The following is a 21,868-nucleotide window of genomic DNA, read 5'->3' on the forward strand; positions in this document are numbered from 1 at the left end:
ACCAGCGGTATGCGTGCGGGAACTCAATCTAGTGCGCGGGCTTGGGCAGTTCACCGATCCGCGCCCGCGCCCGGGCGCGGCAGGGGAGGCGCCGCTATGTCCGCCGCGGACAACGACACGGACCCACTTCTCCCGAACGGAACATGCCGGACCCCCCGCACCGCGCCTAGCCTGCGGAAGAAAGCGTCCCGATTCACCCCCAGCACTCCCCCAGGAGCCCCTCATGACCGCAATCCCGCAGGAGCGCCGCGTCGTCACCGCCATTCCCGGTCCGAAGTCGCAGGAGCTTCAGGCCCGCCGTACGGCCGCGGTGGCCGGTGGAGTGGGGTCCGTGCTGCCTGTGTTCACCGCGCGTGCCGGCGGCGGGATCATCGAGGACGTCGACGGCAACCGCCTCATCGACTTCGGTTCCGGCATCGCCGTGACCTCCGTGGGTGCGAGCGCCGAGGCCGTCGTGCGCCGCGCGTCCGCCCAGCTGGCCGACTTCACCCACACCTGTTTCATGGTCACGCCGTACGAGGGGTACGTCGAGGTCTGTGAGGCGCTCGCCGAGCTGACCCCGGGCGACCACGCGAAGAAGTCGGCCCTGTTCAACTCGGGCGCCGAGGCCGTCGAGAACGCCGTCAAGATCGCCCGTGCGTACACCAAGCGCCAGGCGGTCGTCGTGTTCGACCACGGCTACCACGGCCGGACGAACCTGACGATGGCGCTGACCGCCAAGAACATGCCGTACAAGCACGGCTTCGGCCCGTTCGCCCCCGAGATCTACCGCGTCCCGGTCGCGTACGGCTACCGCTGGCCCACCGGCCCGGAGAACTGCGGCCCGGAGGCCGCCGCCCAGGCCATCGACCAGATCAGCAAGCAGATCGGCGCGGAGAACGTCGCGGCGATCATCATCGAGCCGGTGCTCGGCGAGGGCGGCTTCATCGAGCCGGCCAAGGGCTTCCTGCCGGAGATCGTGAAGTTCGCCAACGACAACGGCATCGTCTTCGTCGCCGACGAGATCCAGTCCGGCTTCTGCCGCACCGGCCAGTGGTTCGCCTGTGAGGACGAGGGCATCGTCCCGGACCTGATCACCACCGCCAAGGGCATCGCGGGCGGTCTGCCGCTCGCCGCCGTGACCGGCCGCGCCGAGATCATGGACGCCCCGCACGCGGGCGGCCTCGGCGGCACGTACGGCGGTAACCCGGTGGCCTGCGCCGGTGCGCTCGGCTCCATCGAGACCATGCGCGAGCAGGACCTCAACGGCAAGGCCAAGCGCATCGAGGAGGTCATGAAGGGCCGCCTGGCCGCGATGGCCGAGAAGTTCGACATCGTCGGCGACATCCGTGGCCGTGGCGCGATGATCGCGATCGAACTTGTGCAGGACCGGGCGACCAAGGAGCCGAACCCGGCTGCGGCGGCCGCGCTGGCGAAGGCCTGCCACGCCGAGGGTCTGCTCGTCCTGACCTGCGGTACGTACGGCAACGTGCTGCGCTTCCTGCCGCCGCTGGTCATCGGCGAGGACCTGCTGAACGAGGGTATGGACATCATCGAGGCGGCGTTCGCCGCAGTGTGACCACGCGGTAACAGTCAGGCTCTGTGAAGAAGCTGTGGGGGGCCGATGGCGGGAGGCTGATCCTGCTGTCGGTCCCCCTTTTCCTGCCGTACGGTTCCTGCAGATGAGAGAAACACCCCGCCCGCAGGGGACTGCGGGCGAAGCCGGGCCGGAGCTTCCCCAGCTTCGACCTGGCTGTGCCTTCGCGCACACCAACGGAGCCTCGAGCTCCGGATCTCCTCACCGATCGGACGGCCGCCCGCCCCAAACCCCCCGGGGCGCGCGGCACACCGATCCGGGCGGCCGCCTCGGAACCACCCCCCCTGTTCCGGGGCGGCCGGCTTCTTCCTTTCCCACGCGCTTCACGGGCCGCTCGGCCCCGGCCCGGCTCTTCGCCCTCTGCGCCGTTCTCTTCGCTCTGGTCACCTGGCAGGTCGCCGCCCGCGGTCCGCTGCGCGCCGCCGACGAACGCCTCGGTAGGGGCCTGTTCCTTCGCGGTCCCGACCGGCTCGCCGAGTTCTGCGCAGACCTCGGCAGTACGTTCGTCGCCGGGCCGGTGCTGGCCGCGGTGATCGCGTACACCTTCTGGCGGGGCCGGCGTTGGCGGCCGACGCTCGCCGCCGCCCTCGCCATGGCCGCCGTGCCCGCGCTCGTCATCCCGCTCAAGGCCTGGATCGCCCGCACGGGCCCGCTCGCTCCGGGCACCGGCTGGTACCCGTCGGGCCATACGGCGACCGCGACGGTGGCCTACTGCGCGGCGGCGCTGCTGCTCGCCCCGTACGTACGGCCGCGTGTACGGGTGCGCCTGATGCCCGCCGCCCTCGTACTGAGCACGGCGACGGGCATCGGGCTGGTGCTGCGCGGCTACCACTGGCCGCTGGACGTGCTCGGCAGCTGGTGCCTGAGTGTGCCGATCCTCCTGCTCAGTTTCCGAAGTACGTGTCGAAGGTCCTCGAGAACCCCCACTGACCATGGGTGATCCCGTCGGCCACCCGTGCCGGTCGGTGGACGCGACCGGCTCGGCGGCTCAGCTGTCGAAGCCGAGTCCGAGGCGGTCCATGGCCTTCAGCCACAGATTGCGCCGGCCGCCGTTCTCGTCGGCGCGGGCCAGCGACCACTTGGTCACGGTGATGCCCGTCCAGGCCAACGGCTCGGGCGGGAACGGCATCGGCTTGCTGCGCACCATCTCCAGCTCGGTACGTTCGGTGCGCTCGCCCGCGAGCAGGTCGAGCATCACATCCGCGCCGAACCGGGTCGCCCCGACGCCGAGTCCGGTGAAACCGGCCGCGTAGGCGACCTTGCCGCGGTGGGCCGTACCGAAGAAGGCCGAGAAGCGCGAGCAGGTGTCGATCGCACCGCCCCAGGCGTGGCTGAACTTCAGGCCCTCCAACTGCGGGAAGCAGTGGAAGAAGTGCTCGGCGAGCTTGAGGTAGGTCTCGGGACGGTGGTCGAGGTCGGCGCTGAGCCGGCCGCCGTAGGGGTAGATCGCGTCGTAGCCGCCCCACAGGATGCGGTGGTCGGGGGTGATCCTGAAGTAGTGGAACTGGTTGGCGCTGTCGCCGAGCCCCTGGCGGTTCTTCCAGCCGACGGCGGCGAGCTGCTCGTCGCTGAGCGGCTGGGTCATCAGCGCGTAGTCGTAGACGGGGACGGTGTACGGGCGGACGCGCTTGACCAGCGACGGGAAGATGTTGGTGCCGAGCGCGACGCGGCGCGCGAAGACCCTGCCGTACGGGGTGCGTACGGCCATCCCGGCGCCGGAGGGGGCCAGGTCCAGGCCGCGGGTGTGTTCGTAGACCCGTACGCCGAGGCCGAGGCAGGCCGCCTTGAGGCCCCAGGCGAGCTTGGCCGGGTGCAGCATGGCCACGCCGCGCCGGTCGTACAGGCCGCCGAGGAAGGTGGGTGAGTCGACCTCGGCGCGCACTGCGTCCCGGTCGAGGAACTCCGAGCCGCCGAAGCCGAGTTCCTCGGCCTCGCGCTGCATCTCCCGCAGTTCCTCGACCTGGTGGGGTTTGGTGGCGACGTCGATCTCGCCGGTGCGCTCGAAGTCGCAGTCGATGCCGTAGCGGGCGACCGCCGCCTCAATGGCGTCGAGATTGCGGGCGCCGAGCTCCTCCAGCTTCTCCAGCTCGCCGGGCCAGCGGGCCAGGCCGTTGGCGAAGCCGTGGGTGAGGGAGGCGGCGCAGAAGCCGCCGTTGCGGCCCGAGGCGGCCCAGCCCACCTCGTTGCCCTCGATCAGTACGACCTCGCGCTGCGGGTCGCGCTCCTTGGCCAGGAGTGCGGTCCACAGTCCGCTGTAACCGCCGCCGACGACGAGCAGATCGCAGTGCTCGTCGCCGGTGAGGGCCGGCTGCGGGGCGGGCTTGCCCGGGTCGTCCAGCCAGAAGGACACGGGCCGGGCGTCGGAAAGGGATGAGACAGGGGTCATGGCTGCTGGGGCCATGGTTTCCACTCCTTCGAAAACTCTCAGGGCTGTGCGCTGTTCTTCCGCCGGTTGCTGATGAGCTGGCCGGCGACCACGATCAGTACGGCGATGACGAACATGGCCGTGCCTATGACGTTGATCTGGACGGGCGTACCGCGCTGGGCCGAGCCCCAGACGAACATGGGGAAGGTGACGGTGTTGCCCGAGTTGAAGTTGGTGATGATGAAGTCGTCGAACGAAAGCGCGAACGCGAGCAGCGCTCCGGCGGCGATACCGGGTGCGGCGATCGGCAGCGTGACGCGTACGAACGTCTGCACCGGTCCCGCGTAGAGATCACGCGCGGCCTCTTCGAGGCGGGGGTCCATCGACATCACGCGCGCCTTGACCGCCACCACGACGAAGCTGAGGCAGAACATGGTGTGCGCGATGAGGATGGTCCAGAAGCCCAGCTCGGCGCCCAGGTTGAGGAAGAGCGTCAGCAGGGAGGCGGCCATGACCACTTCGGGCATCGCCATCGGCAGGAAGATCAGCGAGTTGATCGCGCCGCGCGCCCGGAAGCGGTAGCGGACCAGCGCGAAGGCGATCATCGCGCCGAGTACGGTCGCACCGACGGTCGCCCACAAGGCGATCTGGAGGGACAGGGCCAGCGAGCCGCACAGGTCGGCGACGCCGCACGGGTCCTTCCAGGCGTCGGTGGAGAACTCCTGCCAGGAGTAGTTGAAGCGCCCGGCCGGCTTGTTGAACGAGAACACCATCACGACGATGTTCGGCAGGATCAGGTATGCGAGCGTGAGCAGGCCCGCGATCACCACGAGGTTGCGGCGTATCCATTGCGTGGGCTGTCGCAGCATCAGACGAGGTCCTCCGTCCCGGCCCGGCGGATGTAGAAGGTGACCATGATCAGCACGACCGCCATGAGAATGAAGGACAGCGCGGCCGCGGTCGGGTAGTCGAGCACCCGGAGGAACTGCGACTGGATGACGTTGCCGACCATCTTGGTGTCGGTGGAGCCGAGGAGTTCGGCGTTGACGTAGTCGCCGCTGGCCGGGATGAAGGTCAGCAGCGTTCCGGAGACGACTCCCGGCATCGACAGCGGGAAGGTCACCTTGCGGAAGGTGGTGACGGGCTTCGCGTACAGGTCGCCGGCCGCTTCGTGGAGCCGGGGGTCGATCCGCTCCAGCGAGGTGTACAGCGGCAGGATCATGAACGGCAGGAAGTTGTACGTGAGGCCGCAGACCACCGCGAACGGCGTGGCCAGCAGCCGGTTCCCCTCGGTCATGCCGAGCCAGCTGGTGACGTCCAGGAACCCGACGCTGCCCAGCACCTCGACCACCGGTCCGCCGTCCGCGAGGATCGTCTTCCAGGCGAGCGTGCGGATCAGGAAGCTGGTGAAGAAGGGCGCGATGACCAGGACCAGCAGCAGATTGCGCCACCGGCCCGCCTTGAAGGCGATCAGATACGCCAGCGGGTAGCCGAGCAGCAGACACAGGATCGTGGCCGTGCCGGCGTACAGCACCGAGCGCAGGAACTGCGGGTAGTACTCGGTCAGGGCGTCCCAGTAGGTCTGGAAGTGCCAGGTGACCTGGAAGCCCTCCTCCAGGGAGCCCGTCTGTACGGAGGTCGAGGCCTGGTAGACCATCGGCAGCGCGAAGAAGACGAACAGCCACAGGATGCCGGGGAGCAGCAGCCAGTACGGCACGAGCTTCCGGCGGACGGAGGGCTTGTGGAGGACCGGCCCGGCGGCGGGTGGCTGGGCCGCGGGCGGGGCTTCGGTGACGGTCATGCGCCCTCCTCGACCGTCTCCACACCCGCGTCGATGTCCTGAGTCGCGTCCAGGCCGAAGGTGTGTGCCGGGTTCCAGTGCAGGACGACCTCGGCGCCCGGGGCGAAGCGCGCGTCCCGCTCGATGTTCTGTACGTACACCTCCAGCTCGGGGCAGACCGGGCTGTCGATGACGTACTGCGTGGACACGCCGATGAAGCTGGAGTCGGCGATCGTGCCGGTGATGCGGTTGCGGCCGTCGGCGATGGCGCCGGCGTCGTCCGCGTGCGCCAGCGAGATCTTCTCCGGGCGCACGCCGACCAGAAGCTTTCCGCCGCTGCGGGGCTGGGTGGCACAGCGGTCGGCGGGCAGCCGCAGCTTGGCGTCGGCGGCCGTGACCAGGATGTCGCCGCCGCTGGTCTCGGCGACCTCGGCCTCGATGAGGTTGGAGGTACCGAGGAAGTTGGCGACGAAGGTGGTCTGCGGGTTCTCGTACAGCTCGGCGGGCGCGCCCAGCTGCTCCACCCGGCCGCCGTTCATGACCGCGACCGTGTCGGCCATGGTCATGGCCTCCTCCTGGTCGTGGGTGACGTGGACGAAGGTGATGCCGACCTCGGTCTGGATCCGCTTGAGCTCCAGCTGCATCTGGCGGCGCAGCTTGAGGTCGAGGGCACCGAGCGGCTCGTCGAGGAGGAGCACCTGCGGGTGGTTGATCAGCGCGCGGGCGACGGCGACGCGCTGCTGCTGGCCGCCGGAGAGCTGGTGCGGCTTGCGCTGCGCGAAGTCGCCGAGCTGGACGAGGTCCAGCATGTCGCCGACCTGCTTCTTCACCGACTTGATCCCGCGGCGGCGGAGGCCGAACGCGATGTTCTCGTAGATGTTGAGGTGCGGGAAGAGCGCATAGCTCTGGAAGACGGTGTTGACCGGGCGCTTGTACGGCGGGAGGCCGGTGACGTCCTTGTCGCCGAGGAAGACGGTGCCGGAGGTGGGGTCCTCCAGCCCGGCGATCATCCGCAGGGTGGTGGTCTTTCCGCAGCCGGAGGCGCCGAGCAGGGCGAAGAACGAGCCCTGCGGGACGGTCAGATCGAGCGGCTGTACGGCGCTGAAGGAGCCGTAGGTCTTGCTGATCCCGGAGAGGCGGACATCGCCGCCCTCGGTCTTCGAAGCAGTCATGGGTCGCGGTCCCAGTGGTGTCGGGGGGGGAAGGGGGAGGTCAGGCGCCGATGAGCCTGGCGAACTTCTCTTCGTACGCCGTCTCTTCCTTGGAGGAGAGCGAGCGGAAGGAGTGGGACTTGGCCGCCATGGCCTCGTCCGGGATGATCAGCGGGTTCTTGGCCAGCGCGGGGTCGATCTTCGCGAGTTCCGGGCCGACTCCGGCGACCGGGGTCACATAGTTGATGTACGCGGCGAGCTGCGCGGCGACGGGGAGCTCGTAGTAGTAGTCGATCAGCCGAGTGGCGTTCTTCTGGTGCCGGGCGTGCGCCGGGACCAGCAGATTGTCGGTGGCCGTCATGTAGCCGGCAGCCGGGATCGCGAACCTGATGTCCGGGTTGTCGACCTGGAGCTGGATGAGGTCACCCGCCCAGGCGACGCAGGCGGCGATGTCGCCCTTGTCCAGGTCCGAGGTGTAGTCGTTGCCTGTGAAGCGGCGGATCTGCTTCTTGTCGACGCCCTTCTGCAGCCGGTTGATGGCGGCGTCGTAGTCGGCGTCGTTGACCTTGGCGGGGTCCTTGCCCAGGTCGAGCAGGGTCAGGCCGACCGTGTCGCGCATCTCGGTGAGGAAGCTGACCCGGCCCTTGAGGGTGGGGTCGTCCAGCAGCTGGGTGACGGAGTCGACCTTGCGGCCGCCGGTCGCCTTGATGTTGTAGGCGATGACGGCCGGAATTCCGGTCCAGGGGTACGAGTAGGCGCGCCCCGGGTCCCAGTCCGGGCTGCGGAACTGGGGCGAGAGGTTGGCGTACGCATGCGGGAGGAGCGACGCGTCGAGTTTCTGCACCCAGCCGAGCCGGATCATGCGTGCGGCCAGCCAGTCGGTGACGTTGATCAGGTCACGGCCGGTGTCCTGGCCGGCGGCGAGCTGCGGCTGGATCTTGCCGAAGAACTCGACGTTGTCGTTGATGTCCTCGGTGTACTTGACCTTGATCCCGGTCCGTTTGGTGAACTCCACCAGGGTGGGACGGCTCTTTTCGTCCTCGCTGATGTCCATGTACTCGGTCCAGTTGGAGAAGTTGATCTGCTTCTCCTGGTCCGAGTGGTCGTCGGAGGCTGCTGCTTCGCCCTCCCGCTTGGCGGGCGGGATCCCGCAGCCGCTCAGCAGGCCGGCGCCGCCGACCGCGAGCGCACCCATGCCCGACGCGCGCAGCAGCGAACGGCGGGAGAGGGCCCCTCGCCCGCTCGTCAGGCTGCGTCGCACGGCGGCCAGTTGGGCCGTGGAGAGGCGGTCGGGCTCGTACTGCTCCATGCGCTGTTCCCTCTCGGGTGGGTGTGGCCGCTGATCGGCGGCCTCTATCGGTCCCCAAAGATGGTGCGGTGCCAGTCCTTCCTGATCACCGCGGTGTTGTCGTACATCACATGCTTGACCTGCGTGTACTCCTCGAAGGAATACGCCGACATGTCCTTTCCGAACCCGCTGGCCTTGTATCCGCCGTGCGGCATCTCGCTGATGATCGGGATGTGGTCGTTGACCCAGACGCAGCCCGCCTTGATCTCGCGGGTGGCGCGGTTCGCGCGGTAGACGTCGCGGCTCCAGGCGGAGGCCGCGAGGCCGTACGGGGTGTCGTTGGCGAGGCGGATGCCCTCGTCGTCGGAGTCGAACGGCAGGACCACCAGGACCGGGCCGAAGATCTCGGACTGGACGACCTCGCTGTGCTGGGCCGCGCCAGCGATGAGGGTGGGCCGGTAGTAGGCGCCGTCCTTGAGGTCTCCCCCGGGTGCTTCGCCGCCGGTGACGACGGTGGCGTACGCGCGGGCCCGGTCGACGAAGCCGGCGACCCGGTCGCGCTGCGCGTGCGAGACGAGCGGGCCGAGGTCGGTGGCGGGGTCGAAGGGGTCACCGAGGCGGACGGTCGCCATGAGGTCGGCGACCCCGCTGACGAAGGCGTCGTACAGCGGGCGCTGTACGTAGGCGCGGGTGGCGGCGGTGCAGTCCTGGCCGCTGTTGATCAGCGAGCCGGCGACCGCGCCGTGCACGGCGGCCTCCAGGTCGGCGTCGTCGAACACCACGAAGGGGGCCTTGCCGCCGAGTTCGAGGTGGAGCCGCTTGACGGTGGAGGTGGCGATCTCGGCGACCCGCCTGCCGACCTGCGTCGAGCCGGTGAAGGAGGTCATGGCCACGTCCGGGTGGCCGACGAGATGCTCGCCCGCGTCGCGGCCCGCGCCGGTGACGATGTTGACGACGCCGTCGGGGATGCCGGCCTCGCGGGCGGCCTGCGCGAACATCAGGGAGGTGACGGGGGTCAGCTCGGCCGGCTTGAGGACGACGGTGTTGCCGGCGGCGATGGCCGGCAGGACCTTCCACGCGGCCATCTGGAGCGGGTAGTTCCAGGGGGCGATGGAACCGACGACGCCGATCGGCTCACGGCGGACGTACGAGGTGTGGTCCCCGCTGTACTCGCCCGCCGACTGGCCCTGGAGATGGCGTGCGGCGCCCGCGAAGAAGGCGGTGTTGTCGACCGTGCCGGGCACGTCGAATTCCGTCGTCAGCTTGATCGGCTTGCCGCACTGGAGCGACTCGGCGTACGCGAAGTCCTCCGCCTGCTCGGCCAGGACGCCCGCGAAGCGATGCATCGCGTCCGAGCGCTCACCGGGGGTGCTGCCGGCCCAGCCCGGGAACGCGTCGCGGGCCGCGGCCACGGCCGCGTCCACCTCGGCGGTGCCGGCCAGCTCGTACTTCAGGACGTCCTCACCGGTCGCCGGGTCCACGACGGTGTGCTCGTGTCCCGAGGTGCCGGCCCGGAGCTGCCCGCCGATGTACTGCGCGCCGTCCGCGAAGCGGTCCTTCACCTGGAAGCGGTTGCCCATCACGCTCTCCGTAGCTTCAGCTCGAATTGAGTGCCGATCCTGACAGAGCGGCCGCTACCCAACAAGTGATTCCGTTGTTGCCTTTTGGTTACGCAACGGATTCGGTCGACCATGTGTCGACCGGGCCCGCGAATCCCGTACGAAGTGTCAGTGGCGGCTGCCATGCTCGCGTGTATGGGGAAGATCGACGAACTGATGGAGCAGGTCAGCACGGGTTCACGCGTCAAGTATCTGCACTTCTGGGGACACGCGCCGAGGCGAGACGGCACGATCGGCGCGAGTTGTCTGAGCCAGTGGTGGCCGTCGCCTTTCACGGTCGACGGCGCCCGGTACGCGACCGCGGAGCACTGGATGATGGCGGCCAAGGCCCGCCTCTTCGGGGACGCGGAGGCGGAGCGCAAGGCGGTGGCGGCGGGAAATCCGGCCCTGGCGAAGAAAGCCGGGCGGCTGGTGCGCGGTTTCGACGAGGAGATATGGCGGCGCGAGCGGTTCGCGATTGTGCTCGCCGGCAGTCTGCACAAGTTCGGGCAGCATGCGGACCTGCGGGAATTCCTGCTGGGCACCGGTGACCGGGTGCTCGTCGAGGCCAGCCCGCGGGACCGGGTCTGGGGCATCGGGCTGGCCGCGGACGACGAGCGGGCGCAGCATCCCGCGAGCTGGCGCGGACTCAACCTGCTCGGCTTCGCGCTGATGGACGCGCGGGAGCAGCTGCGGGGTACGGGCGCGCCGGAGGCCGCTCAGTAGCGGTGGCTCGCCGCGTTGTCGACGATCAGCGAGGCGGAGAAGGGATCCTCCTCGTAGCTGTCGGAGTCCTGATCGGTGAACGAGCCACCGCCCGCGATGACCAGCGCGAGCATGCCCGCGCCCAGGACGATGCCGACAACGCCGAGAATGATTCCGGCCAGCGCCTGGCCGCCGTTGGTCGCCTCACCGCGCCTGACCCGGCCACGCCCGACGACGCCGAAGATGATCGCCACCACACCGAACACGACCGCGATGATCGAGCTGCAGAAGATGCAGACCGAGATGATGCCGAGCACCAGCGCGGTGACCCCCATGCCGTTCTGCGGCTGCGGCATCATGCCCCACCCGCCGTGGCCGTATCCGGGGTAGCCCGGATACCCCTGGTAGTTCGGGTAGCCCTGGGTCGCACCGTACGGAGCGGTCGGCCCGCCGGGGTCCGGGTAGGCAGGGGAGGCGGGGTAGGCCGGGTAGCCGTACGGTCCCGGGACGGGCTGCCCAGGCCCGTTGGGCCCGATCGGCGGCGGAGGCACGGCGCTCTGGCCCGTTCCCGTGCCACTGTGCCGTGCGGCAGCGGGCATCGCGGTGACCGTCGGCTGGTCGTGCACCGGGGGTATCGGCGGGTGCGCTCCCGCCGACGGCTTGTCGAGCGGCACCTTCCGCTCGGGGGGCGCCCAGGGATCCAGCGGCTCGGGTTCGCCCGACGGCGGCCGGGTGTTGTCTGACATGTGCCTCCCCCATCTACGTTCCGTCATGCTACGGCCCGGCGCCGCACCGGCACCGGCCTGCCTACGATGATCCCTGACGACCGCATCGCTGTACCCCCGGAGGACCCCATGCCCGACCTGCACCCCTTCATCGCGGGACTGCCCAAGGCGGAGCTGCACGTGCACCACGTCGGGTCCGCCTCCCCGCGCATCGTCTCGGAACTGGCCGCCCGGCATCCGGACTCCAAGGTCCCCACCGACCCCGAGGCACTGGCCGACTACTTCACCTTCACCGACTTCGCGCACTTCATCGAGGTCTACCTCTCCGTGGTGGACCTCATCCGCACCCCCGAAGACGTCCGGCTGCTGACCTTCGAGGTCGCCCGTGACATGGCCCGGCAGAACATCCGCTATGCCGAGCTGACCATCACCCCGTACAGCTCGACCCGCCGCGGCATCGACGGGCAGGCATTCATGGACGCCATCGAGGACGCCCGCAAGGCCGCCGAGGCCGAGCTCGGCGTCATCCTGCGCTGGTGCTTCGACATCCCGGGCGAGGCCGGTCTGGAAGCGGCCGAGGAGACGGCCCGGCTCGCCGTGGACCTGCGGCCGGACGGGCTGGTCTCGTTCGGGCTGGGCGGTCCCGAGATCGGCGTACCGCGCCGGCAGTTCAAGCCGTACTTCGACCGGGCGATCGCCGCCGGGCTGCACAGCGTCCCGCACGCGGGCGAGACAACCGGCCCGCAGACCATCTGGGACGCCCTCGTCGACCTGCGCGCCGAGCGCATCGGCCACGGAACCAGCGCGACGCAGGACCCGAAGCTCCTCGCGCACCTCGCCGAGCGGCGCATCGCGCTGGAGGTCTGCCCCACCTCGAACCTCGCGACCCGTGCGGTCACCGACATCGACGCGCACCCGGTCAAGGAGATGGTCGAGGCGGGCGTGCTGGTCACCATCAACAGCGACGATCCGCCGATGTTCGGCTCCGACCTGAACAACGAGTACGCGGTCGCGGCGCGGCTGCTCGGCCTGGACGAGCGGGGCCTGGCCCAGCTCGCGAAGAACGCCGTCGAGGCCTCGTTCCTCGACCCCGCGGGCAAGGCGAAGCTGGCCGACGAGATCGACACGTACACGACCACCTGGCTCGCCCAGTAGGGGACCTCATGCGCACCGTCACTGCTGTGGCCCACCGCGGCGACCCGTACCGCGTCCGGGAGAACACGCTGCCCTCGCTCCGCTCCGCGCTGGAGCGGGGCGCGGACGCGGTGGAGATCGACGTACGGGTGACGTGGGACGGCGTTCCGGTGCTGGTGCACGACGAGTCGCTCAAACGTCTGTGGGGCCATGACCGGCTGCTGGCCCACCTGCATGCCCACGAGGTGCACACACTGTCCGCGGGCGGGATGCCGACGCTGAGCGATGCACTGGCCGCCACCAGGACGGCCCGGGTCATGATCGACCTTCCGGGCGCGTCCGAAGCCGCGGTACGGACGGTGGTCGGGGTGGTGCGCGAGTGCGGGGCGCGGGACCGCGCGTACTACTGCGCGGGCCCGGCCACCATGCTCAAGGTCCGCGCCGCCGATCCGGGCGCCGAGATCGCCATGACCTGGACCTCGCTGTGCCCGCCCCGCCCCGTCCTGCTCGACGCGGTCGCTCCGCGCTGGCTCAACTACCGTTTCGGCCTGGTCAGCCGGGAGCTGACGGACCGTGTCCACGCGGACGGCGTGCTGGTGTCCGCGTGGACCGCCGACACGAAGCGCACGATGCGCCGGCTGGTGGACCTGGGCGTCGACTCGATCACCACCAACCGGATCGACGCCCTGCGCGCCGTACTCAAGGGCTGACCGGCGGCCGCTCCCAGAAGCCGTGGCCCCGGCGCCCGGAATCCCGCTGCGCATCGCAGTGATCCTCTGCTTGGGTGGGTACGGGAAGCGTCACCAGGGAGCGCGTAAGGCGCCGTTCGGTACCGACCGGCGCGCTGCAAACAGGGGGCCCGATGGGCACAGGTCCGGCCGAGCCGGACAAACGGGGCGTCGGCCCGTGGGCCGTGGACATCGGCATCGCGCTGCTCGTGCAGGCGGCGGTCACCATTGCGTTCGTCGTCCCGCGCGCGCCGGACCTGCCCCTGGCCACCTGGCCGGCGTACGGCCTGACCACGCTGACCGTGCTGCCCCTGGTCTGGCGCCCTGGGGGATCCGATGGTCGATGCCGCTTCGGAGCTGACGTCGATGCGGGACGAGGAGCGGTGGTGATCTACCTGGATTCAGCGGCGGTCGTGAAGCTGATCCGCCGAGAGCATGCCTCCCCCGAACTCACTGCCTGGCTGAACGAACGGCCCGACGAGTCGCTGGTCGCTTCCGCGCTCGTCGATTGGAGATCGACCAGACCGTTCGCGCCACCGCCGCCACGTACAGCGACCCGTATCCGCGTTCTCTCGACGCAATCCACCTGGCCACAGCCCAACTGCTGGCCGGCCAGCCGGGAGCCGAGCCGCTCACCTTCGTCACCTACGATCAGCGTCTGCTCAAGGCTGCTGAGTCGGTGGGACTCGCCGGCGCGGCGCCCGGGGCCTGAACTACAGCCCCACGATCGCGTTCCACTCCTTCGCGAACGTCTGCCGCTCCTGCGAGGTGATGTCCCGCGCGATCGCGAGGCGTTTACGCATACCGTCGTCCGGGAAGATCAGCGGGTCCTCGGCCAGGGCCGCCGTCTCCTCGTCCTTGGACGACGCCAGTACGTCCCGCGCGGCCGGCACCGGGCACACGTAGTTGACCCAGGCCGCGAGTTCCGCGGCGACCTCCGGGTCGTAGTAGTGGTCGACGAGCGCTTCCGCGTTGGCCTTGTGCCGGGCGAGGTTCGGGATCATCAGGCTCTCCGACCACAGTTCCGCACCCTCCTCCGGCACCACGAACTCGATGTCCGGGTTGTCGGCCTGGAGCTGGATGACATCGCCCGAGTACGCCTGGCAGGCCAGCACGTCCCCGGTCGCCAGATCCTTGATGTAGTCGTTGCCGGTGAAGCGCCTGATGTGCTTCTTCTCCACCAGTCGGCGGACCTGGTCGGACATCCGGTGGAAGTCGTCCGCCTGCCACTTCGTCACGTCGACGCCGTCGCCCTGCATCAGCAGCGCGAAGGACTCGTCCAGGCCGGACAGCAGCGTCACCCGGCCGCGCAGTCCGGGCGCCCACAGTTCGGCGGTCGACTTGAGTTCGCGGCCGAGCTTCCTGCGGTTGTACGCGATGCCGGTGATCCCGGACTGCCAGGGGACGCTGCGCCTGCGGCCCTCGTCGAAGGCGGGGGTGCGCAGCTGCGGGTCCAGGTACTTGGCGACGTTCGGCTGCCGCGTGCGGTCCATCTCCTGCACCCAGCCCAGCCGTACGAAACGGGCGGCCATCCAGTCGCTGACGACGATCAGGTCGCGGCCGGTCTCCTGGTGGTTCATCAGCGCGGGGCTGATCTTCCCGAAGAACTCGTCGTTGTCGTTGATCTCCTCGGTGTAGCGGACGGAGATCCCGGTGCGCTCGCTGAAGGCGTCGAGGGTCGGCCGCCGGGTGGCGTTCTCGTCGTCGGTGTCGATGTACAGCGGCCAGTTGGCGAAGTCCAGGCTCCGGTCCCGGCCCGAGCGGTCCGCCGCCCCGCGGTCGCCCGGTTCGACGTACGCCGCCGGAACACCGCAGCCGGCGAGCGCCGCCGCCACCGCCCCTCCGCCGAGTCCGCGGACAAACGCACGCCGGGAGAAACCGAGTTCAGCCATGCCCCCACCCTCGGTCCACGCGAACGGGGCGGGCAATAGACACAGTGTCTACTGCCCGCCCCGCCGCAGGGATCAGTGCGCCGAGCGGCGTCAGCCCTCGAGCGAGGTCATCACGTGCTTGATGCGCGTGTAGTCCTCGAAGCCGTACGCCGAGAGGTCCTTGCCGTAGCCGGACTTCTTGTAGCCACCGTGCGGCATCTCCGCGACCAGCGGGATGTGGGTGTTGATCCACACGCAGCCGAAGTCGAGGTTCTTGGACATGCGCATGGCGCGCCCGTGGTCCTTGGTCCACACCGAGGAGGCGAGGGCGTACTCGACGCCGTTCGCCCACTCCAGGGCCTGCGCCTCGTCCGAGAAGGACTGGACGGTGATGACCGGGCCGAAGACCTCGTTCTGGATGATCTCGTCGTCCTGCTTGAGGCCGGAGACGACGGTCGGGGCGTAGAAGTAGCCCTTCTCGCCGACCCGGTGGCCGCCCGCCTCGACCTTGGCGTGGGCCGGCAGCCGCTCGATGAAGCCGCTGACCTGCTTCAGCTGGTTGGCGTTGTTGAGCGGGCCGAACAGCACGTCCTCGTCGTCCGGCTGACCGGTCTTGGTGTCGGCGGCGGCCTTCGCCAGCGCCGATACGAACTCGTCGTGGATCGACGCCTGGACGAGGACGCGCGTCGCGGCCGTACAGTCCTGGCCCGCGTTGAAGAATCCCGCCACCGTGATGTCCTCGACGGCCTTGGCGATGTCGGTGTCCTCGAAGACGACGACCGGCGCCTTGCCGCCCAGTTCCAGGTGGACGCGCTTGACGTCCTTGGCCGCGCTCTCGGCGACCTGCATGCCGGCCCGTACGGAACCGGTGATGGAGGCCATCGCGGGCACGGGGTGCTCGACCATGGCGCGGCCCGTCTCGCGGTCACCGCACAGGACGTTGAACACGCCCTTGGGCAGGATCGAGTCGATGATCTCGGCGATCAGGACGGTCGACGCGGGGGTCGTGTCGGACGGCTTGATCACCACCGTGTTGCCCGCGGCGAGCGCCGGGGCGAACTTCCACACGGCCATCATCATCGGGTAGTTCCACGGCGCGACCTGCGCGCAGACACCGACGGGCTCGCGCCGGACGATGGAGGTCATGCCCTCCATGTACTCGCCGGCCGAGCGGCCCTCGAGCAACCGGGCCGCGCCCGCGAAGAAGCGGATCTGGTCGACCATGGGCGGAATCTCTTCGCTCGCGGTGAGCGCGAGCGGCTTGCCGGTGTTCTCCGACTCGGCGGCGATCAGCTCCTCTGCGCGCGCCTCGAAGGCATCAGCGATCTTGAGCAGTGCCTTCTGCCGGTCGGCGGGCGTGGAGTCGCGCCAGGCCGGGAACGCGGCGGCGGCCGCGGCCATGGCGGCGTCGACGTCCGCCTGGCCGGAGAGCGGCGATGTGGCGTACACCTCGCCGGTGGCCGGGTTGACCACGTCGATGGTCCGGCCGTCGGCGGCGTCCCGGAACTCCCCGTTGATGTAGTTGCGCAGACGGCGCAGCTCGGTGGTCACTGCCACCCCTCCTGTCCTGTCGGATGTCCGATGGCTGAGACATCCACCCTAGTCGCTTCGGCGACGCTTTCGACATACCCAACGCCGACCAACTACGGATTCGGTGAGATTTGAACCCCAGAACAACGAATTTCATCGGTCACGGCTTGCGGAACAGACGAGTCCTCGTGCAGAGTGAGTTCGTGGTCAGTCGAAGCGCAGATTCCAGGAACAGATCCGGCTCCCCGTCGATCGATGCTGTCTCCCTGGCGATCATCGAGCAACTGCAGGAGGACGGACGCCGTCCTTACGCCGCCATCGGCAAGGCCGTGGGCCTCTCCGAGGCCGCGGTACGCCAGCGCGTACAGAAGCTGCTCGACCAGGGCGTCATGCAGATCGTCGCCGTCACCGACCCGCTCACCGTGGGGTTCCGGCGGCAGGCGATGGTCGGCATCAACGTCGAGGGCGATCTGGACTCCGTGGCGGACGCGCTGACGACCATGGCGGAGTGCGAGTACGTGGTGATGACCGCGGGCTCCTTCGACCTCATGGTGGAGATCGTCTGCGAGGACGACGACCACCTGCTGGAAGTGATCAACAAACGGATCCGCTCGCTCCCCGGCGTGCGCTCCACCGAGAGCTTCGTCTACCTCAAGCTGAAGAAGCAGACCTACATGTGGGGAACCCGATAGCCGTGAGCAAGGACCTCTCCAAGACCGCGTACGACCACCTGTGGATGCACTTCACCCGCATGTCGTCGTACGAGAACGCACCCGTGCCCACCATCGTGCGTGGCGAGGGCACCTACATCTACGACGACAAGGGCAAGCGCTACCTCGACGGCCTCTCCGGCCTGTTCGTGGTCAACGCCGGCCACGGCCGCCACGAGCTCGCCGAGGCCGCCTACAAGCAGGCCCAGGAACTCGCCTTCTTCCCGGTATGGTCCTACGCCCACCCGAGGGCCGTCGAGCTGGCCGAGCGGCTCGCGCAGCACGCCCCGGGCGACCTGAACAAGGTCTTCTTCACCACCGGTGGCGGCGAAGCCGTCGAGACCGCCTGGAAGCTGGCCAAGCAGTACTTCAAGCTCCAGGGCAAGCACACCAAGTACAAGGTCATCTCGCGCGCGGTCGCCTACCACGGCACCCCGCAGGGCGCCCTGTCCATCACCGGCCTGCCCGCCCTCAAGGCCCCCTTCGAGCCGCTGGTCCCCGGCGCGCGCAAGGTGCCGAACACCAACATCTACCGCGCGCCGATCCACGGCGACGACCCCGAGGCCTTCGGCCGCTGGGCCGCCGACCAGATCGAGCAGCAGATCCTCTTCGAGGGCCCGGAGACGGTCGCGGCCGTCTTCCTCGAGCCGGTGCAGAACGCCGGCGGCTGCTTCCCGCCGCCGCCCGGGTACTTCCAGCGGGTGCGCGAGATCTGTGACCAGTACGACGTGCTGCTCGTCTCGGACGAGGTCATCTGTGCCTTCGGCCGTCTCGGCACGATGTTCGCGTGCGACAAGTTCGGCTACGTACCGGACATGATCACCTGCGCCAAGGGCATGACCTCGGGCTACTCCCCGATCGGTGCCTGCATCATCTCCGACCGTCTCGCCGAGCCGTTCTACAAGGGCGAGAACACGTTCCTGCACGGCTACACCTTCGGCGGCCACCCGGTCTCCGCGGCGGTGGGCCTGGCCAACCTCGACATCTTCGAGAAGGAAGGCCTCAACCAGCACGTGCTGGACAACGAAGGTGCCTTCCTCTCGACCCTGCAGAAGCTGCACGACCTGCCGATCGTCGGCGACGTCCGCGGCAACGGCTTCTTCTACGGCATCGAGATGGTGAAGGACAAGGCCACCAAGGAGACCTTCACCGACGAGGAGACCGAGCGCGTGCTCTACGGCTTCCTCTCGAAGGCGCTCTACGACGCCGGCCTGTACTGCCGGGCCGACGACCGTGGCGACCCGGTCGTCCAGCTGGCCCCGCCGCTGATCTCCACCCAGGAGACCTTCGACGAGATCGAGGGCATCCTGCGCAGCGTCCTCACGGAGGCCTGGACGAAGCTCTAGTCCCTCCCCGGCAGGAGACTCCGGCGGCACCCCTCACCGCCGTCGGACCACACGGCCCGGATGCGCCCGTTCGAGTGAGAACGAGCGCGTCCGGGCCGTGTGCTGTCCGCCCTCCGCGGGTTCTGCTCCTTACGGTTCCTACGGTGCCTTCACGGCGCAGTGACCGACCGGCTTCGGCATCGTTCCCCCGTACGGGGGAACCGGGCAGACGGCCCGATCCGAAGTCTCATCCGAACCGAGGTGTACGCCATGGTGGCCCCGCCGGACAACGATGTGCTCTGGGCGCGCTCCCTGCACTGCTCCCACAGCGGCTCGCCCGCACTCACCGGCGTCTCGCTCGGTGTCCGCGAGGGCGAGATCCTCGCCGTGCACGGACCGCGGGGGTGCGGCAAGACCACCCTGCTGCAGTGCCTCTCCGGGCAGCTCGTGCCCCAGCAGGGCGAGGTGTGGTTCAACAGCGCGCCCGTCCACACCATGGGCCCGCTGCTCCGGGAGCGGCTGCGCCGGGAGCGCTTCGGCTGGATCGGCCCGGAGCCCCAGCTCGTACCGGAACTCACTGTCTGGGAGAACGCGGCCCTTCCGCTCCTGCTGCGCGGCGCCACGCGGCGGGTCGCCAGAACCTCGGCGACGGAATGGCTCGAACGCCTCGACATCGGGGCGGCCGCACGCAAACGGCCGCACGCAGTCACGCAGGCGCAGCGGCAGCGCGTGGCCTTCGCCCGCGCCCTGGTCACCATGCCCGCGGTGCTCTTCGCCGATGAGCCCACCGCCCCGCTGCACCGCACCGACGGCGCGCAGGTACTGCGCACCCTGACCACCGCGGCCCGCTCACATGGCATCACCCTGCTCCTCGCCACGCATGACGCGGAGGTGGCCGCGCTCGCCGACCGGGCGGTGTCGCTGCTCGACGGCCGACGCGTCGGCACCGACCTGTCCGCCGAGCCGGAAGGCCGTACCGCGTGCTCGCTCTCCGCCTAGCGCGTGGCGCCCACCCCCTGGTCCAGCTCCGCCGGCTGATGGTGGCCGCCGCCTCCGCGGGGGTCGGCTTCCTGCTCCTGTGCACCCTGGGCAGCGCGCTGGCCCAGCCGGCGGGCTCCCTCCTGCGACTGCTCTGGTGCATGGTCCCGCTGGCCGCGACCGTGCACCTCGCCGTCGCCGTCGCCCGTACGGATCCCAGTACGCGCCCCAGGCCCGGCCTCTCCGCGATCGGCCTCGGCCCGGCCCGCCTCACCGCCGTGGCCGCCACCTCGACCGCCGTCTCCTGCACGCTCGGCAGCATGGTGGCCCTGCTGTTCTTCCTCCACCTGCGCGGCGACCTCAGCGGCCTGCCCTTCGACGGCGCGGCCGCCGAACTGCTCTCCGCGGACCAGCCGCTGCCGCTGGCGGCGGCCCTCACCCTGCTGAGCCTGGTGCCGCTGTGCGCGGCGACGGCCAGCGCGCTCGCACTGCGCCCGCGCCGCGTCACCCCGGCCGAACCGGAGGAGGCCGATGCCGTGCCGCGGCAGCCGGAGGGCCTCCCCTGGGGTGTCGCGCTGGTCGCGGCGGGCCTGGCGGTGGAGGCGTACGCGAGCCGGGGCGCGGCCGGCGGGCTTGACGGCAGCCCGGCAGGAGTCCTGGGCGGCTGGGCACTCACGGCGCTGGGGCTGGCCATGGCGGGGCCCGGCCTGACGGCCTTCTGCGGCCGGCTGCTGCAGTCCGCCCGGCCGGGCGCGATGCGGCTGCTGGCGGGCCGCGCGCTCCAGCAGGAGGCGAGCCGCATCGGCCGGCCACTCGGCGTGCTGTGCGCGGTGGCGTCCGGCGCGATCGCCCTGACCAGCCTGTACGACGCCGGCTCCGGCCCGGACTCCTTCGGCCCGCTCGCCGGCCTGGGCGTGGCCCTGGTGATGGGCTGCACCACGGCGACGCTCCTGACGGCGACTTTGGAGGCGAGGCACGCCCGTGCCGACACCACGGATACGCTGCGTCGCCTGGGCACCCCGGCGAAGCTCCTCCGAGGAGCGGCCACGCTCCGAGCGGCAGCACTGCTGACGATCTTCACCCCGCTGACCTGGGCAGTCGCCCACCTGGCCGCCCTCCTCCTGACCCCCTGACCATCCGGGCCCCCGGCGGCCGGGGGCCCGAGCACCGGCGTTCGGGGGTGCCCGCCGCACGGCTATCGTGGCGGCGTGGCCTCCGAAGACTTCGAAATCGAGACCCTGGCCGAGTTCGACCAGGCCGTCGCCCGCGGCTCGCTCAGCGGATACCGCATCCAGTCCGTCAACCTGACCGAGCGCACGTTCGCCCTCCTCGCCGCCGACACCGCTGGCGCCGTCTTCCTCGGCTGCCCCATGGAGCCCGACGCCGCCGCCAAGGTGCGCGCGGACGGCGCACTGGTCTTCCCGCCCATACCGGATCTGCCGTTCAATCCGTACCGCGGCCTGCTCTACACCGCGGACGAGCTGTTCGCCGGTCTCGAGACGGGCTACGAGGACACGCCCGACGCCCTCGCGTACGCCTGGTTCCAGCAGGCCAAGTCGGACGGCGACATCTTCTCCTCGATGCTGCGGGCCATCCACGACGACGCGATCTCCGACGCCCTCGACGAGCGGCTCGTCGGCGCCCGCGTGGTGGGCGTCATGGGCGGTCACGCCATGGCGCGCGGGACCGACGAGTACGCCGGAGCGGCCCGCCTGGCCCGAGAGCTGACCCGCCGCGGCCTGACCATCGCCACCGGCGGCGGCCCGGGGGCGATGGAGGCCGCGAATCTCGGCGCGTACACGGCCCCGTTCGAGGACGACGTGCTGGCCGAGGCCCTGGAGCTGCTCGCCAAGGCGCCGTCGTTCGTCCCGTCCGTCACCGACTGGGCGCAGGCCGCCTTCGAGGTACGGACACGCTGGCCGCAAGGCGGCGACTCCATCGGCATCCCCACCTGGTTCTACGGGCACGAGCCGCCGAACGCCTTCGCCGGCCACATCGCCAAGTACTTCGCGAACGCCACCCGCGAGGACGGCCTGCTGGCCCGGTGCACCGCCGGTGTGATCTTCCTCCCGGGCGCGGCCGGCACGGTCCAGGAGATCTTCGACAACGCAACGCCCAACTACTACGAGTCGCGCGGCGAGCCGACCCCGATGGTGCTGGTGAACCGCGCCCACTGGACGGAGCGGCTGCCCGCCTGGCCGCTGCTGCGGTCCCTCGCGAACGGGCGCTCCATGGACTCGCGGATCGCCCTGGTCGACAGCGTCGCGGAGGTCCCGGACGCCCTCGCCGAGCTGTCCTCCTAGGCCCTGTTCAGCGGCAGAAGCAACTTCCGTGCCGAAACGCACGTCTGGCAGTCGGAGCGGTCCTGAACCCGCCCCGACTGACCACACGTGAACGGAGCTTT

General features: G+C 69.9%; 20 protein-coding genes and 1 pseudogene. 12 read left to right on the forward strand and 9 right to left on the reverse strand.

Features of this window, described 5'->3' with window-relative positions; genetic code table 11:
* Positions 1–223 precede the first annotated feature (223 nt).
* Both gabT and NLX86_RS00425 read left to right on the forward strand, forming a co-directional pair.
* Complete coding sequence (gene gabT, locus NLX86_RS00420) at positions 224–1,558, forward strand: 4-aminobutyrate--2-oxoglutarate transaminase (protein WP_254369499.1); 1,335 nt, start codon at positions 224–226, stop codon at positions 1,556–1,558.
* Positions 1,559–1,661: 103 nt separating this feature from the next.
* Positions 1,662–2,516, forward strand: a complete 855-nt coding sequence (locus NLX86_RS00425; RefSeq protein ID WP_254369500.1) for a phosphatase PAP2 family protein — start codon at positions 1,662–1,664, stop codon at positions 2,514–2,516.
* Positions 2,517–2,564: 48 nt separating this feature from the next.
* Here NLX86_RS00425 and NLX86_RS00430 read toward each other — a convergent pair whose 3' ends face one another.
* The 6 genes from NLX86_RS00430 to NLX86_RS00455 are packed head-to-tail and all read right to left on the reverse strand — an operon-like array spanning position 2,565 to position 9,740.
* Complete coding sequence (locus NLX86_RS00430) at positions 2,565–3,977, reverse strand: FAD-binding oxidoreductase (RefSeq protein WP_254369501.1); 1,413 nt, start codon at positions 3,975–3,977, stop codon at positions 2,565–2,567.
* A 23-nt stretch (positions 3,978–4,000) separates the two neighbouring features.
* The gene (locus NLX86_RS00435) at positions 4,001–4,810 is read right to left on the reverse strand and encodes an ABC transporter permease (protein ID WP_254369502.1); all 810 of its coding nucleotides are present in this window, start codon (positions 4,808–4,810) and stop codon (positions 4,001–4,003) included.
* Positions 4,810–5,742: an ABC transporter permease gene (locus tag NLX86_RS00440; protein WP_254369503.1), complete on the reverse strand. Its 933-nt coding sequence runs from the start codon at positions 5,740–5,742 to the stop codon at positions 4,810–4,812. Before NLX86_RS00440 ends, NLX86_RS00435 begins: the two co-directional genes overlap by 1 nt.
* The gene (locus NLX86_RS00445; protein ID WP_254369504.1) at positions 5,739–6,893 is read right to left on the reverse strand and encodes an ABC transporter ATP-binding protein; all 1,155 of its coding nucleotides are present in this window, start codon (positions 6,891–6,893) and stop codon (positions 5,739–5,741) included. The genes NLX86_RS00440 and NLX86_RS00445 overlap by 4 nt, the downstream gene beginning before the upstream one ends.
* Positions 6,894–6,933: 40 nt before the next feature.
* The gene (locus tag NLX86_RS00450) at positions 6,934–8,181 is read right to left on the reverse strand and encodes a PotD/PotF family extracellular solute-binding protein (protein WP_254369505.1); all 1,248 of its coding nucleotides are present in this window, start codon (positions 8,179–8,181) and stop codon (positions 6,934–6,936) included.
* 44 nt (positions 8,182–8,225) lie between these two features.
* Complete coding sequence (locus NLX86_RS00455; RefSeq protein ID WP_254369506.1) at positions 8,226–9,740, reverse strand: gamma-aminobutyraldehyde dehydrogenase; 1,515 nt, start codon at positions 9,738–9,740, stop codon at positions 8,226–8,228.
* Between the two features lie 174 nt (positions 9,741–9,914).
* On the opposite strand from NLX86_RS00455, the gene NLX86_RS00460 reads away from it, so the two are divergent.
* Positions 9,915–10,484, forward strand: coding sequence for an NADAR family protein (locus NLX86_RS00460; RefSeq protein WP_254369507.1), 570 nt, complete (start codon positions 9,915–9,917; stop codon positions 10,482–10,484).
* On the opposite strand, the gene NLX86_RS00465 is transcribed toward NLX86_RS00460, so the two are convergent.
* A complete protein-coding gene (locus NLX86_RS00465; RefSeq protein ID WP_254369508.1) occupies positions 10,478–11,209 on the reverse strand; it encodes a DUF4190 domain-containing protein in 732 nt (243 codons plus the stop codon). The genes NLX86_RS00460 and NLX86_RS00465 overlap by 7 nt on opposite strands.
* A 108-nt stretch (positions 11,210–11,317) precedes the next feature.
* Here NLX86_RS00465 and NLX86_RS00470 point away from each other — a divergent pair, with 108 nt between their 5' ends.
* The 4 genes and pseudogenes from NLX86_RS00470 to NLX86_RS00485 all read left to right on the forward strand — a co-directional run bounded on the left by NLX86_RS00470 (position 11,318) and on the right by NLX86_RS00485 (position 13,762).
* Entirely contained in the window at positions 11,318–12,343 is a 1,026-nt protein-coding gene (locus tag NLX86_RS00470; RefSeq protein WP_254369509.1) for an adenosine deaminase, read from the forward strand.
* 8 nt (positions 12,344–12,351) lie between these two features.
* Positions 12,352–13,032: a glycerophosphodiester phosphodiesterase gene (locus NLX86_RS00475; RefSeq protein ID WP_254369510.1), complete on the forward strand. Its 681-nt coding sequence runs from the start codon at positions 12,352–12,354 to the stop codon at positions 13,030–13,032.
* A 152-nt stretch (positions 13,033–13,184) separates the two neighbouring features.
* Positions 13,185–13,373: pseudogene (locus NLX86_RS00480) on the forward strand (hypothetical protein); the annotation flags it as partial.
* A gap of 185 nt (positions 13,374–13,558) precedes the next feature.
* On the forward strand, positions 13,559–13,762 hold the full coding sequence (locus NLX86_RS00485) for a hypothetical protein (RefSeq protein WP_254369511.1): 204 nt from the start codon (positions 13,559–13,561) through the stop codon (positions 13,760–13,762).
* 1 nt (position 13,763) lies between these two features.
* On the opposite strand, the gene NLX86_RS00490 is transcribed toward NLX86_RS00485, so the two are convergent.
* Entirely contained in the window at positions 13,764–14,942 is a 1,179-nt protein-coding gene (locus tag NLX86_RS00490; protein ID WP_254369512.1) for a spermidine/putrescine ABC transporter substrate-binding protein, read from the reverse strand.
* A 90-nt stretch (positions 14,943–15,032) separates the two neighbouring features.
* The gene (locus NLX86_RS00495) at positions 15,033–16,472 is read right to left on the reverse strand and encodes a gamma-aminobutyraldehyde dehydrogenase (RefSeq protein ID WP_254369513.1); all 1,440 of its coding nucleotides are present in this window, start codon (positions 16,470–16,472) and stop codon (positions 15,033–15,035) included.
* A 167-nt stretch (positions 16,473–16,639) separates the two neighbouring features.
* On the opposite strand from NLX86_RS00495, the gene NLX86_RS00500 reads away from it, so the two are divergent.
* The 5 genes from NLX86_RS00500 to NLX86_RS00520 all read left to right on the forward strand — a co-directional run bounded on the left by NLX86_RS00500 (position 16,640) and on the right by NLX86_RS00520 (position 21,767).
* Entirely contained in the window at positions 16,640–17,143 is a 504-nt protein-coding gene (locus NLX86_RS00500; RefSeq protein WP_254369514.1) for an Lrp/AsnC family transcriptional regulator, read from the forward strand.
* The gene (locus NLX86_RS00505) at positions 17,128–18,507 is read left to right on the forward strand and encodes an aspartate aminotransferase family protein (RefSeq protein ID WP_254369515.1); all 1,380 of its coding nucleotides are present in this window, start codon (positions 17,128–17,130) and stop codon (positions 18,505–18,507) included. The genes NLX86_RS00500 and NLX86_RS00505 overlap by 16 nt, the downstream gene beginning before the upstream one ends.
* Positions 18,508–18,756: 249 nt before the next feature.
* Positions 18,757–19,485, forward strand: coding sequence for an ABC transporter ATP-binding protein (locus tag NLX86_RS00510; protein ID WP_254369516.1), 729 nt, complete (start codon positions 18,757–18,759; stop codon positions 19,483–19,485).
* A complete protein-coding gene (locus NLX86_RS00515; protein WP_254369517.1) occupies positions 19,467–20,597 on the forward strand; it encodes a hypothetical protein in 1,131 nt (376 codons plus the stop codon). The genes NLX86_RS00510 and NLX86_RS00515 overlap by 19 nt, the downstream gene beginning before the upstream one ends.
* Before the next feature lie 75 nt (positions 20,598–20,672).
* Positions 20,673–21,767: an LOG family protein gene (locus NLX86_RS00520; protein WP_254369518.1), complete on the forward strand. Its 1,095-nt coding sequence runs from the start codon at positions 20,673–20,675 to the stop codon at positions 21,765–21,767.
* Positions 21,768–21,868 lie beyond the last annotated feature (101 nt).

The organism is Streptomyces sp. A3M-1-3 (genome assembly GCF_024213665.1).
GTDB lineage: Bacteria > Actinomycetota > Actinomycetes > Streptomycetales > Streptomycetaceae > Streptomyces.